Origin of the sequence: Alistipes sp. An66 (assembly GCF_002161445.1) — a bacterium.
Lineage (GTDB): Bacteria > Bacteroidota > Bacteroidia > Bacteroidales > Rikenellaceae > Alistipes > Alistipes cottocaccae.
In genome coordinates, this window is record NZ_NFHT01000010.1 from 25,461 (window position 1) to 38,797 (window position 13,337).

The window sequence follows — 13,337 nt, forward strand, 5'->3', positions numbered from 1 at the left end:
TGCAGCAGCACCGAAGCAACATCGGTTACGATCCGGAAGTGCGGGTCGGGCGGCAGCGGGCCGCCTGGGCCTCCGGCATCGGGCAACAATCTGGCGGTAAAGATACTAAAAACTCTTAAAAACTGCAACTCCCCGCGCCGAAAGAGCGTGCCGCCTCCGGATCGGACGATCTGTAATCCATGCAGAACGGGCCGACACGGCCTCCGGGCGACGATTTTTCCGCCAAAGATTTTGTTTTTCGGCGAAAAAAGATTATATTTGTCCCCAACGAACCGAACGTATGACGATTTTCCTCCATATCCATCATCATCACTGCCACTTTACCGAGGGGTAGACGATCATGTATGGAAGGGGTCAGGAAAAGAGGCCGGGCCGAAAACGGAATCCGGACCGAAACGATAAAAAATACCGACAGACATGAAGCTCACCCCTTGCGGGGTGGGCTTTTTGTTTGGCACAGCCGCAGGGGAGAGTTTCCGCGAAGGGAACGACAACCAAAAACAGAAACGATATGTTGAGAATAGCGATTCAGGCCAAGGGCCGACTGAACGAACAGAGTACGGGTCTGCTTGCGGAGGCAGGCATCCGGGTAGCCGAGAGCAAGCGGAAACTGATCTCGCAGGCCGAAGGTTTTCCGTTGGAGGTGCTTTACCTTCGGGACGACGACATTCCGCAGGCGGTTGCAATGGGTGTTGCCGATCTGGGGATCGTGGGGCTGAACGAGGTGGCGGAGAAGGGTTTCCGCGTGGATCAGCTCATGGACCTCGGGTTCGGGGGGTGCCGCATCTCGCTGGCCGTCCCGAAGGGCACGGCATACGAAGGCCCGGAGTATTTCCGGGGCAGGCGCATTGCGACCTCCTACCCGAACATCCTGACGCGGTACTTCGCCGAGCGGGAGATCGAGGCGGAGATCCACCGCATCGAGGGATCGGTGGAGATCGCCCCAGCGGTGGGGATGTCGGATGCGATTTTCGACATCGTGTCGTCGGGCGGGACGCTCATCTCGAACGGACTGGTGGAGGTTGAGAAGGTCTTCTTCTCGGAGGCGGTGCTGATCGCCAACCCGGATCTCGATGCGGAGAAACGGCGCGAGACGGCGCAGCTGACCTTCCGTTTCAACTCGATTCTGGAAAGCCGCGGGATGAAATACGTGCTGATGAACCTCCCGAAGGAGCGGTTGCAGGAGGCGATCCGGATCCTTCCGGGAATGCGGAGTCCGACAGTCCTGCCGCTGGCGCAGGAGGGGTGGTGCTCGATCCACGCCGTGATTGCGCAGGAGCAGCTCTGGGAGCGCATCGAGCAGCTGAAAGGGATCGGCGCCGAGGGCATCCTGATCCTGAATCTCGAAAACATGATCCGCTAAACGGCAACCGAACATGGAACGACTCACCATCTACAACCATCCGCCCCGCTCCGAGTGGGGTCGGCTGACCGAACGCTTCACGCGCCGCGAGGAGGAGATCACCGCACAGGTTGCGGCGATCCTCGCCGAGGTGCGCACGGGCGGGGACCGGGCGCTGCGCGCCCTCACGCAACGCATCGAAGGGCGCACGCCCGACCGCTTCGAGGTCCCGGCCGGAGAGCTGCGGGCCGCGGAGAAGGAGCTCTCCGCCGGGTTGAAGGAGGCCTTGACCGCGGCAAAAGCGAATATCGAGGCCTTCCACCGGGCGCAACTTCCGCTCGAGGTGCGGTGCGAGACACAGCCGGGCGTAACGTGCATCCAGCGTGCGGTTCCGATCCGCCGCGTGGGGCTCTACATCCCGGGCGGGAAGGCGCCGCTCTTCTCGACGGTGCTGATGCTGGCCGTCCCGGCACGGGCGGCGGGCTGCCGGGAGGTGATCCTCTGCACGCCGGCGCGCCTCGACGGAACGATCGCCCCGGAGATCCGCTACGCCGCGCAGCTCTGCGGCGTGGACCGCGTCTTCGCCGTGGGCGGAGCGCAGGCCGTGGCGGCGATGGCCTACGGCACGGAGAGCATCCCGCGCGTGGACAAGATCTTCGGACCGGGGAACCGCTACGTCACGAAGGCCAAACAGCTGGTCGGCGCGAACGACGTGGCGGTGGACCTTCCGGCCGGGCCTTCGGAGGTGCTGGTGCTGGCCGACGACGGCGCTTCGCCGGCCTTTGCGGCCGCGGACCTGCTCTCGCAGGCCGAACACGGGGGCGACAGCCAGGCGGTGCTGGTCTGCGCCTCGATGGAGTTTGCGCTGGCGACGCAGCGGGCCGTCGCGGAGCAGCTGCGGGAGCGCCGCCGCGGGGAGATCATCCGCGAGTCGCTGCAACAGAGCCGGATCATCGTCCTCGCGGAGCGTGCCGACCGTATCGCCTTCTCGAACGCCTACGCCCCGGAACACCTGATCCTCTCGATGGAGGATCCGTGGGAGGCGGCCGCACAGATCACCGATGCCGGGAGTGTCTTCATCGGGCCGTGGTCGCCCGAAAGCGCCGGGGACTACGCCTCGGGGACGAACCACACGCTGCCGACGGGCGGCTGGGCCCGGGCATACAGCGGCGTGAATACGGACTCGTTCCTGCGGAAGATCACCTTCCAGGAGCTGACGCGCGCTGGGCTCGAAGGCCTTGCCCCGACGATCGGGACGATGGCCGAAGCCGAGGGGCTGGACGCCCACGCCGCCGCGGTGCGCATCCGCCTGCACGCATCCTCCGCCCCAGCTCCCTCCGACGAATAACCGACTGCAAAACGCAACATAGCAGACCAACGACCCATGAGACCCCTTGAAGAACTGGTACGCCCGAACATCCGGGCCCTGAAACCCTACTCCACGGCACGCGACGAATACGCCGGCGGGGCGATCACGACGTGGCTCGACGCCAACGAGAGCCCCTACGACAACGGGCTGAACCGCTACCCGGACCCGCACCAGCGGGATCTGAAACGCCGGATCGCCGCGCTGAAAGGCGTGCGCGAAGGGCAGATATTCCTCGGGAACGGCAGCGACGAGGCGATCGACCTGGCCTACCGGATCTTCTGCCGGCCGGGCGTCGACAACGCCGTGTCGATCGCCCCGACCTACGGCATGTACCGCGTGGCGGCCGACACGAACGACGTGGAGCTGCGCGAAGTGGCGCTCGGCGCTGATTTTTCACTGCCAACCGACGCCCTGCTGGCGGCCGCCGACGAACGCACGAAACTGCTGTGGCTCTGCTCGCCGAACAACCCCACGGGCAACGCTTTCCCGACCGGAGAGATCGAACGGCTGGTACGGGCATTCGACGGCATGGTGGTGCTGGACGAAGCCTACATCGACTTCGCCGCAGGGCCGGGTTTCCTGCCGCGCCTCGACGAATTCCCGAACCTGATCATCCTGCAAACCTTCTCCAAGGCGTGGGGCATGGCGGGCATCCGTCTCGGCATGGCCTTCGCCGCGGAGCCCGTTGCGGAGCTCTTCGCGCGGGTGAAATACCCCTACAACATCAACGGCCCGACGCAGCAGACGGTCGCCGAACGCCTTTCGGCCGACATCGCGCCGCAGGTCGCCGAGCTGCGCTCCGAACGCAGCCGCATGGCCCGGGCCCTCGCAACCTGCCCCACCGTCGAGCGGGTCTACCCTTCCGACGCGAACTTCCTGCTGGTACGCACCGCGGCGCCCGACCGGCTCTACGACGCACTGATCGCCGCGGGGGTGATCGTCCGCAACCGCTCGCGCATCCCCGGATGCGAGGGATGCCTGCGCATCACCATCGGCCGTCCCGAAGAGAACGACCGCATGCTGCAAACCGTCCAAACCTTCCGCCCATGAAGCCCATGAAAAAAGCCCTCTTCATCGACCGCGACGGCACGATCCTCGCGGAGCCTGCCGACGAACAGATCGACAGCCTCGAAAAACTGACCTTTGTTCCCGGGGCGATCTCGGGACTGAAAGCCCTCGCGGGGCTGGATTTCGAGCTGGTGCTGGCCACGAACCAGGACGGCCTGGGGACGCCGTCGTTCCCCGAGGAGAACTTCCGGCCGGCACACGAAAAGATGCTCGCGACGCTCGGCGGCGAGGGCATCCGCTTCGACGACGCCCTCATCGACCGCACCTTCGAACGCGACAACGCCCCGACGCGCAAACCCCGCACGGGGATGTTTTCCCGCTACCTCGACGGGAGTTACGACCTGTCGGCCAGTTACGTCATCGGCGACCGCGTGACGGACATTCTGCTGGCGCGCAACCTCGGGGCACGGGGGATCCTGCTCCGTCCGGCGGCCGAAGGCCGGCGGATGGCGGAGGAGGCGGGGGTCGCGGACGCCTGCGTGCTGGCGACCGACTCGTGGTCGGAGATCGCGGAGTTCATCCGCCGCGGGAAGCGGCGCGTGGAGGTGCGGCGCGAGACGCGCGAGACGCAGATCCGCGTGCAGCTGGACCTCGACGGGCGGGGCGACTTCAACGACCGCATCGCGACGGGACTGCGCTTTCTGGACCACATGCTTTCGCAGATCGCCCACCACGGCGGGGTTTCGCTGGCGGTGGAGGCGCACGGCGACCTCGACGTCGACGAACACCACACCGTGGAGGACGTGGCCATCACGCTGGGCGAAGCCATCGACCGGGCGCTGGGCTCGAAGGCCGGAATCGCACGCTACGGTTTCGCGCTGCCGATGGACGACTGCCGGGCGCTGGTGCTGCTCGACTTCGGCGGGCGGATCGACTTCGAGTGGGAGGCGGAGTTCCGCCGCGAGCGGGTGGGCGACGTCCCGACGGAGCTGTTCCGCCACTTCTTCCAGTCGCTGTGCTGCGCCGCACGGTGCAACCTGCAAATCGCGGCCCGCGGCGAGAACGACCACCACAAGGCCGAAGCGATCTTCAAGGCCTTCGCCCGGGCGCTTCGCATGGCCGTACAGCGGCAAGGCTTCGGATACGACATACCCAGCAGCAAAGGAGTCCTATGATAGCCGTTGTCGATTACGATACGGGCAACCTGCGCTCGGTTGCCGATGCGCTCCGGCGGGCCGGAGCGGAGTTCACGCTCACAGCCGCCCCGGCCGTGCTGCGCGCCGCCGACCGGGTGATCCTCCCGGGTGTGGGCGAAGCGTCAAGCGCCATGGCGAAGCTGCGGGAGCGGGGTCTGGACAGCGTGATCCCGGCGCTCACGTGCCCCGTTCTGGGGATCTGCATCGGGATGCAGCTCATGTGCCTTTCGAGCGAGGAGGGCGACGCCGAATGCCTGGGGATCTTCCCCACGCGGGTGCGCCGCCTCGACGCCGATCCGGAATTTGCATCTGTTTGCGGCGGGCATCCGGAACGTCCCGATGCGGACAGCCGCACCGCCGCTCCGGAGGGCACGCCGGCCGCATCCCGGCTGAAAGTGCCCCATGTGGGATGGAATACGGTCACGGCATTGCGCACGCCGCTCTTCTCGGGGCTTCCGGAGGAGAGCTACGTCTACTACGTGCACTCCTATGCGGCGGACCTCTGCACGGCGACGGCCGCCACGACGGAGTACGGACGGCCGTTCAGCGCGGCGTTAGTGCACGACAACTTCTACGGCACGCAGTTCCACCCCGAGAAGAGCGGCGCGGCGGGAGCGGCCATCATTCGGAACTTCCTGACGCTGCGCTGAACCATTCGGGCCGAAGCATTCCCATAAGCCCCTCCCGAGGGAGGGGTTTGGAGTGGGGTCAGATTTGGAAACGACGCCGAAGGCGGCGAGAACGGGACGGCACAGAGGCTTCACCCGGGAATACGCTAAAAACGGGAACAAGATAAAAACGAATTGATCAAATACCTCCAACCATGAACATCACCATCATACCCGCTACGGACCTGATCGACGGACAATGCGTGCGGCTGACGCAGGGCGACTATGCCAGCCGGAAGACCTACTACCGCGACCCGCTCGAAGCGGCCCTGCGCTTCGAGGAGGCGGGGATCCGGCGCCTGCACATGGTCGACCTCGACGGCGCGAAGGCCTCCGAACCGCGGAACCTCCGGGTGCTGGAACGCGTGGCGACGCGCACCTCGCTCGAAGTGCAGTATGGCGGCGGCATCAAGAGCCGCGAGGCGCTCCAAAGCGTCTTCAACGCCGGGGCGCGGCGGGCCATCTGCGGCAGCATCGCCGTGCGGCAGCCGGAGCTTTTCGCCCGGTGGCTCACGGAGTTCGGACCCGAACGGCTGATCCTCGGCGCCGACATCCGCGACGGAAAGGTCGCCGTGCAGGGGTGGCTCGAAACCGCCCCGACAACGGCCGAGGAGCTGATCGGACAATTTCAGCCGCAGGGCGTTGCGCAGGTTATCTGCACCGACATTTCACGCGACGGCATGCTCTGCGGCCCCTCGGCGGCGTTCTACGCCGCGCTGCAACAGCGATTCCCGACGGTCGAGATCACCGTCAGCGGGGGGATTTCGTCGCTGGACGACATCCGCCGGCTCGACGAACGGGGGCTGCGGAGCGTCATCGTCGGCAAGGCGCTCTACGAAGGACGTATCACCCTTGAAGAACTCGGACGATGCTTGCGAAACGGATAATACCCTGCCTGGACATCCGTGACGGCCAGACCGTCAAGGGAATCCACTTCGAGGGGCTGCGGCAGGTCGGCGACCCCGTGGAGCTGGGGGCGAAATACGCCGCACAGGGCGCCGACGAACTGGTTTATCTCGATATCAGCGCCTCGGAGGAGGGGCGCCGGACCTTCACCGAACTGGTCACCCGCATCGCCGCACGCATCGACATCCCGTTCACCGTCGGGGGCGGCATCTCGTCGGTGGAGGATGCCGGGCGGCTGCTCGACGCCGGGGCCGACAAGGTGACGGTCAACAGCGCCGCGGTGCGCAACCCCGCGCTGATCGACGCCATCGCCGCCCGCTACGGTTCGCAGTTCGTCGTGGCGGCGATCGACGCGCGGCAGGTCGACGGCCGCTGGGTCGTGACGACCCACGGCGGCAAGCGCCCCACCGACCGCGAACTCTTCACATGGGCCCGGGAGGCCGTCGAACGCGGCGCCGGCGAGATCCTCTTCACCTCGATGGACCACGACGGCACGAAGAACGGATACCCGTGCGAGACCTTCGCGCAACTGGCCGAACTGCCCGTGCCGATCATCGCCTCGGGCGGCGCCGGAAGCGTCGGCCACATCGCCGAGGTCCTCACCCGCGGACGCGCCGACGCCGCGCTGGCCGCCAGCATCTTCCATTACGACGAGATCCCGATCCCCGTCCTGAAACGCGAGTTGGACAGGCGGGGCATCCCCGTCCGACTTTGAAACGAACAGATACAAAAACATAAAATCACGAAGGCCATGAAGATTCAAGCTGTTCCGTTCGCGGAACTCAACCTCGAAAAACTCCCCGACGGGCTCGTTCCCGCCGTCATCCAGGACGCCCGCACGCTGCAAGTGCTCATGCTCGGGTACATGAACCGCGAAGCCTACGAGAAGAGCCTCGCCGAAGGCCGCGTCACCTTTTACAGCCGCTCGCGGCAGTGCCTCTGGACCAAAGGCGAAACCAGCGGCCACTGGCTCGACATCGTCTCGGTGGCTGCCGACTGCGACGCCGACACGCTGCTCGTGCGCGTCATCCCTCACGGCCCCACCTGCCACACCGGATCGAAAACCTGTTTCGGAGAGGCCGTACCCGAGACCGAAGGCTTCATCCGCTACCTGCAAGGCGTCATCCAGGGCCGCCACGCCGAGATGCCCGAAGGCTCCTATACCTCGAAACTCTTCACGCGCGGCGTCAACAAGATCGCCCAAAAGGTCGGCGAAGAGGCCGTCGAGACGGTCATCGAAGCCGTGGCCGGGAACCGCGACGCCATGATCTACGAGGCCTCGGACCTCGTCTACCACCTGCTCGTGCTGCTCGAAGCCACCGGTTGCTCGATCGCCGACCTCGAACGCGAGCTGGCCCGCCGCCACTCCTGACCCCGGGCCGGGAAGGGGCATCCGGAGCGGTGCATCCCCGGACCTCATGCCGCGAATCCCGACCGATACAAGAATCGGCCGGGATTCGTGCGGTTTTATCCGAATAAAATGCTATCTTTGTCGGGAGGAGCCTCAAACAAGCAGACCTCCTTCCAGTCAGGAACGGTTTATTTCCCCAAAGGCTGGCACCCCGAAAAAACACCTAAAAAAGAAGAATTATGTTCATACCTTGTGGCATGATTGGATTAAATGAATGGATCATCATCATTTTGGTCATCCTGCTGCTCTTCGGAGGTCGTAAAATTCCCGAACTGATGCGCGGCCTCGGCCGCGGCGTCAAGGAGTTCAAGGATGCCGTCAACACGGACTACTCCGACGAAGAGAGAACCCCGGCCCCCAAAAACGCCCGGAAACACGAGACGGTCGAAAAGGATTCGGAAAAATAACATCCGATCGGCACGTCCGGTATTTCCACGGCCCTCCGCAACATGAAACACGCCGAGCAGGAATCCTCGGAGATGACCTTCTTCGAGCACCTCGACGCCCTCCGTCCCCATCTGGTGCGCGGGGCGTTGGCCATCGTGATCGTCGGCATCGCGGCGTTCCTCTGCAAGCACCTCATCATCGACACCGTGCTCTTCGGGCCCAAGAACGCCGACTTCCCCACCAACCGCATGCTGTCGTGGATCGGTGCCGAATGGGCCCATCTGGCCGCGTGGCTCAACGCCACGTTCGGATCCGCGTTCGACACCGACGTCGCCGCGTTCCAGATCGCATCGGACCGCTTCCAGGTCATCAACACCTCGCTGGCCGGGCAGTTCAACCTCCACATGAAGATCTCGCTCATGGCCGGCATCGCCCTGGCCATGCCCTACGTGCTGTGGGAGTTCTGGCGGTTCGTACGGCCGGCCCTCACCCCGCGCGAGATTGCCGGGACCCGCTGGTTCGTCGCCAGCGTCTCGCTCTGCTTCTTCGCCGGACTTCTCTTCGGGTACTTCATCATGGCGCCCCTCTCGATCAACTTCTTCGCGAACTATCAGGTCAGTCCCGAAATCACCAACATGATCGACATCGGCGACTATCTCTCGACCGTGATCCTCGTCTCGATGGCCTGCGCCTTCCTCTTCGAACTGCCGCTGCTGATCTACTTCCTCACCCGCATGGGGCTGGTCTCCGCGGCCTTCCTGAAACGCTACCGCCGCCACGCCTTCGTCGTACTGCTCATCATCTCGGCGATCATCACCCCGCCCGACATTTTCAGTCTGATTCTGGTCGTCGCGCCCCTTTACGGTCTCTACGAGTTGAGCATCCGTCTGGCTGCGCGCATCGAGCGCAGGCGGCTCCGCGAAGAGACGGCCGGAACCGCATGATTTTCGGACTCCCGACCGTCCGAAATCCCCGAAAAATAGCTATCTTTGCCGCAGATCGCAGCGGGAAGCGTCCCGAACGGTCCGTATTTGTGCAATCAACCGTTAAAAAACAAAAAACAACAGATCATTATGGAATTCGAAGGAACCGTTTACAAGATAATGCCCGTCACGAAGGGGACCTCGGCCCGCGGCGAGTGGCAGCGGCAGGACGTGGTATTCGAGATGAACGAGGGTTCGTTCACGCGGAAGATCTGCGTCACCTTCTTCAACAAGCCCGACGACGTGGCCCGGCTGAAAGAGGGTGCCGCCTACAACGTCTCGGTGAACATCGAGTCGCGAGAGTACAACGGCCGCTGGTACACCGACATCCGGGCCTGGCGCATTCAGCCCAAGCAGCAGGAGCCGGCAGCGGCCCCGATGCCCGACATGCCCCCGATTGTCGAGGAGCCGACCTATGCCTCCACGCCTGCGCAGGAGGTGGATGACCTGCCCTTCTGATCCCCGGATCGGGAGCCGAAGGCTGGTTTGCCGGATCGGGTATGAGCGATCGGCTCCTCCGGTTTCGGATCGGAATTCGACACGACAACCCCTTCTCGCTTTTCGAGAAGGGGTTGTCTTTTATCGGGGAGTCCGACCGGCGGAATCGGTCGGCGGAGCGGAATCGGTCGGCGGAAAATCCGGACGGCGGAAAATCCGGACGGCGGAAAATCCGGACGGCGGGAGGGGACGAAAAAATCCCGACGCGCGCTGCACGTCGGGATTTTTCATTTACAGGATTCGTATTGCGGAGCCCTTTCAGCCCCCCCCCTTACGCCCCGGAGCTATTTCGCAGGCTCGACAGCCGGAGTCTCGGCCGTAGCCGTCGAATCGGCAGGAGCCGGCTCCTCGTACGGAGTGACGTCGATCAGCTCAACCTCGAACTCCAAGGCCTCGTTCGGGCCGATGTCACGACCGGCACCACGCTGTCCGTATGCCAGGTCGGAGGGGATCCACAGCGTGATCGTACCGCCCTTGCCCACGAGCTGCATGCCTTCGGTCCAGCCCGGGATGACGCGGTTCAGCGGGAACTCGACCGGCTCGTCCTTGTCGTAGTCGTCCGGACGCTGCTTCTTGATCATCTCCTGCTGCTCCTTCGTGCGGTTGGCGAATTTCGACGTGTCGAAGACCTTGCCCTCACGCGTGCGGCCCGTATAGTGGACCTTCACCACGTCGCGCACATCCTTTGCCATGACCGTCGTGTCGCCCATCTTGTTCACCTTGTAGAGCAGACCCGACTCCGTCTTCTTCACACCCGACTTCTTCTCGATCTTCTCCAACCAGGCCTTCGAAGCCTCGGCATTCTCCGCAGGGCGCTTCACCATGAAATAGTACTGCAAGTACTTGTTCACCTCATCCTCGTTCATCTTGGCGTTGTTGTCGCGCACGTTCTGCATGGCCTCGCAGATCCATACCAGCTGCACCGGAATACCGCTCTGCGCGATGTTGTAGCCGATGTCGTTGCCGAACGCATACGAAAGCTCCGTACGCTCCTCCTCCGACTCGAACATCTCCGGATCGGCTGCCGGATACTCCACCTTCGTGGAATCGCCGCCCGCCAGACGGATGCTGTCCGCCTCGGCACGCTTCTCCGCAATGGCACGCGCCCGCGTCGCACGCTTCGACATGAAGTACTCGCGGAGCATGTTCAGCGACTCGTCGTGCGGCTGCGAAGCCTTGTCGAGCGCACCCTCCTTGATACCCTGATCCATGGCCTTGAAGTCGAACGGAATGTCCTTCATCTCATAGCTCATGCCGTAGCCGATATTGGCGCCCAGAGCATACGACAGCGAGTCGAACTCCGACAGGCTGCCCATCGACACTCCGGTCTTGCCGCCCCCGCAGGAAGCGAGCATCGCGGCCCCCGCAAGCGCCGCTGCAAAATAGAGTTTTTTCATGGTTGTTTTTGAATATGTTTGATGTTTGCTTCTTTTCGTACGCGCAAAGATAGTAAAATATTGTATGAATGACCGATTTTATCGACTAAATTATCGACGGCGGTAACGATTCGCATATTTGTCCACTTCGAGCAGCTCGATCTCGTAGTAGAGCGTCGAATTCGGCGCGATGCCCAGTTCCTTGTCTCCCTCGGCGCCATAGGCTTCCGAAGCCGGGAGCCACGACAGGATCTTACCCCCGCGGCCGATCAGTTTCACGCTCTCCCGGACGCCGCTGCGCAGATTCCGGAGCGTCGAGCGCACCGTGTCACCCCGTTCGTACGAAGAGGTCACCTCCTCGCCGTCCGCCGTGCGGATCACCCACCGCAGCGCCACGCTGTCCCGGTCCGACGTCGGGATCAGGTCCTGATCCCCCACCTCCTCGACCGTATAGGTCACGCCCGACGAGGTTCGCGCATACGAACGGTTCGACCGGGCGATATCTTCCAGAAACTGCTCCTCATAGGCCCGGGCCTTCTCCGGCAGCGCATAGTTCACGTAACTCAAATAGAAGGTCTCAGCATCGTCCATCGTCATCCGTGTCTTTCCCCGGAAGACGTCCCGGATCCCCTCGCACACGGCCTCCGCATTGAGCGTCGAGTCCATACGTTGCAGATTCAGCCCCACGTTCATCCCGATGACATACGCCACCGAATCCAGATCGGTTTTCAGCTTCACGCCCCCGCCCGAACCGTGCGAGCAGGCTCCGGCCGCCGACACGACCGGAATGAGATATAGGAAGAGTCGTTTCATGATTCTTGACTTTTTTTCGAGAAGAGCAGGATCAGCAGACTCCCGAAAAGAGCGGCAGCCACCGATCCCATCAGAATGGCGATCTTGCCCCGGTCGACCAGATCCGGATCGGTGTAGGCCAGCGAGTCCACGAACAGCGACATCGTGAAACCGATACCGCCCAGACAGGCTACGCCGAACAACATCCGCCACGAAGCCCCCGCCGGCATCTCCGCAAGGCCCGAACGGACCGCAGCCCAGCTCGCCAGAAAGATTCCCAGCGGCTTGCCGACCAGCAATCCGAAGAAGACGCCCATGCCGATCGACCCGATCTCGGGCGAATAGTGGAAGATATTGAGGTATTCGAGCGACCCGATCTCCACTCCGGCGTTCGCCAATGCGAAGATCGGCATGATCAGGAACGTGACATACGGTGTCAGGGCGTGTTCCAGACGATAGCTCATCCCCACCGAGTTCGCCGTCAGATGGGACATCCTGCGCAGGTAGAAACGCTGCGTCTCGTTCGGGAACGGCTCCTCGTTCCCGGCCTGCAACATCAGCGACTTCAACCAGCGCATCTTATATACGTAATACTCCTTGCTGTAACGCGGCTCCATCGGGATCAACAGCGCCATCGCCACGCCCGAAATGGTCGAATGAACCCCCGAATAGTAGAACAGCCCCCACACCACAACTGCGGGGAAGAGGTAGCAGGCCAGGCGTTTCTCGCCCATCCGGTTCATGAAATAGACCCCGAGCATGATCAGCAGCGCCAGCGCCAGCAGCCCGATCCGCACCTGCCCGCCGTAGAAGAGCGCAATCACCAGAATCGCACCCAGATCGTCGGCCACGGCCAGCGCCGTGAGAAAAATTTTCAGCGAGATCGGAACCCGGTCGCCCAGGATCGACAGGATGCCGATGGCGAAGGCGATGTCCGTCGCCGTCGGGATTCCCCATCCGTTCGCCGCTCCCGTGCCGTGGTTGAACAGCGTGAAGATGACCGCCGGAGCCAGCATGCCTCCCGCAGCCGCCAGTACCGGAAGGATCGCCCGGCGGACCGACGAGAGTTGTCCGTTGACGATCTCGCGCTTGATTTCAAGCCCCACGGTGAAGAAGAAGATCACCATCAGGCAGTCGTTCACGAACGTCTCAACGGTCATTCCCCGCGGGAACATCCAGTCGATCAGCCCCTCCGGAGAATGGATCATCAGCGAAAGATCCGTTTCGAGCAGGTCGTGGTAGTAGGTTTTCGTGATCGGGAGATTGGCCAGCAGCATCGCGATGATGACGCAGACCACCAGCACGACACCACCGGCCCAGGGGGTTTCGATGAAATTGCGACCGCGGAGGCCGATCATGTGTCGACCGCGAACCCAGCGGTACATGGAAAAGAGTCGCATA

The 13,337-nt window shown here is 63.4% G+C and carries 14 protein-coding genes; 11 read left to right on the top strand and 3 right to left on the bottom strand.

Features of this window, described 5'->3' with window-relative positions:
* The first annotated feature begins 511 nt into the window (after nt 1-511).
* The 11 genes from hisG (at nt 512) to B5G16_RS08070 (ending at nt 9,729) form a co-directional block, all read left to right on the top strand.
* Nucleotides 512-1,363, top strand: a complete 852-nt coding sequence (gene hisG, locus B5G16_RS08020) for an ATP phosphoribosyltransferase (protein WP_087263071.1) — start codon at nt 512-514, stop codon at nt 1,361-1,363.
* Nucleotides 1,364-1,376: 13 nt separating this feature from the next.
* Nucleotides 1,377-2,690, top strand: a complete 1,314-nt coding sequence (hisD, locus tag B5G16_RS08025) for a histidinol dehydrogenase (RefSeq protein ID WP_087263072.1) — start codon at nt 1,377-1,379, stop codon at nt 2,688-2,690.
* Between the two features lie 36 nt (nt 2,691-2,726).
* Nucleotides 2,727-3,761: a histidinol-phosphate transaminase gene (hisC, locus tag B5G16_RS08030; protein ID WP_087263074.1), complete on the top strand. Its 1,035-nt coding sequence runs from the start codon at nt 2,727-2,729 to the stop codon at nt 3,759-3,761.
* Nucleotides 3,762-3,766: 5 nt separating this feature from the next.
* Complete coding sequence (gene hisB, locus B5G16_RS08035) at nt 3,767-4,894, top strand: bifunctional histidinol-phosphatase/imidazoleglycerol-phosphate dehydratase HisB (protein WP_087263195.1); 1,128 nt, start codon at nt 3,767-3,769, stop codon at nt 4,892-4,894.
* Complete coding sequence (locus B5G16_RS08040; RefSeq protein WP_087263078.1) at nt 4,891-5,565, top strand: imidazole glycerol phosphate synthase subunit HisH; 675 nt, start codon at nt 4,891-4,893, stop codon at nt 5,563-5,565. Before hisB ends, B5G16_RS08040 begins: the two co-directional genes overlap by 4 nt.
* 173 nt (nt 5,566-5,738) lie before the next feature.
* Nucleotides 5,739-6,470, top strand: a complete 732-nt coding sequence (gene hisA, locus B5G16_RS08045; protein ID WP_087263080.1) for a 1-(5-phosphoribosyl)-5-[(5-phosphoribosylamino)methylideneamino]imidazole-4-carboxamide isomerase — start codon at nt 5,739-5,741, stop codon at nt 6,468-6,470.
* The gene (gene hisF, locus B5G16_RS08050; protein ID WP_087263082.1) at nt 6,452-7,204 is read left to right on the top strand and encodes an imidazole glycerol phosphate synthase subunit HisF; all 753 of its coding nucleotides are present in this window, start codon (nt 6,452-6,454) and stop codon (nt 7,202-7,204) included. Before hisA ends, hisF begins: the two co-directional genes overlap by 19 nt.
* A 36-nt stretch (nt 7,205-7,240) precedes the next feature.
* On the top strand, nt 7,241-7,861 hold the full coding sequence (gene hisIE, locus B5G16_RS08055; RefSeq protein ID WP_087263085.1) for a bifunctional phosphoribosyl-AMP cyclohydrolase/phosphoribosyl-ATP diphosphatase HisIE: 621 nt from the start codon (nt 7,241-7,243) through the stop codon (nt 7,859-7,861).
* Between the two features lie 218 nt (nt 7,862-8,079).
* Nucleotides 8,080-8,307, top strand: coding sequence for a Sec-independent protein translocase subunit TatA/TatB (locus B5G16_RS08060; protein ID WP_087263087.1), 228 nt, complete (start codon nt 8,080-8,082; stop codon nt 8,305-8,307).
* A 42-nt stretch (nt 8,308-8,349) separates the two neighbouring features.
* On the top strand, nt 8,350-9,231 hold the full coding sequence (gene tatC / locus B5G16_RS08065) for a twin-arginine translocase subunit TatC (RefSeq protein WP_239406037.1): 882 nt from the start codon (nt 8,350-8,352) through the stop codon (nt 9,229-9,231).
* Nucleotides 9,232-9,360: 129 nt separating this feature from the next.
* Nucleotides 9,361-9,729, top strand: a complete 369-nt coding sequence (locus B5G16_RS08070; RefSeq protein ID WP_087263199.1) for a DUF3127 domain-containing protein — start codon at nt 9,361-9,363, stop codon at nt 9,727-9,729.
* 323 nt (nt 9,730-10,052) lie between these two features.
* Here B5G16_RS08070 and B5G16_RS08075 read toward each other — a convergent pair whose 3' ends face one another.
* The 3 genes from B5G16_RS08075 to nhaA all read right to left on the bottom strand — a co-directional run bounded on the left by B5G16_RS08075 (nt 10,053) and on the right by nhaA (nt 13,336).
* Nucleotides 10,053-11,165, bottom strand: a complete 1,113-nt coding sequence (locus B5G16_RS08075; protein WP_087263089.1) for an FKBP-type peptidyl-prolyl cis-trans isomerase N-terminal domain-containing protein — start codon at nt 11,163-11,165, stop codon at nt 10,053-10,055.
* Between the two features lie 90 nt (nt 11,166-11,255).
* Nucleotides 11,256-11,957 carry an FKBP-type peptidyl-prolyl cis-trans isomerase N-terminal domain-containing protein gene (locus B5G16_RS08080; protein ID WP_087263091.1) on the bottom strand — a complete coding sequence of 234 codons (702 nt, stop codon included), beginning with the start codon at nt 11,955-11,957 and terminating at the stop codon, nt 11,256-11,258.
* Nucleotides 11,954-13,336, bottom strand: coding sequence for a Na+/H+ antiporter NhaA (gene nhaA, locus B5G16_RS08085; protein WP_239406038.1), 1,383 nt, complete (start codon nt 13,334-13,336; stop codon nt 11,954-11,956). The genes B5G16_RS08080 and nhaA overlap by 4 nt, the downstream gene beginning before the upstream one ends.
* Nucleotide 13,337: the final 1 nt, after the last annotated feature.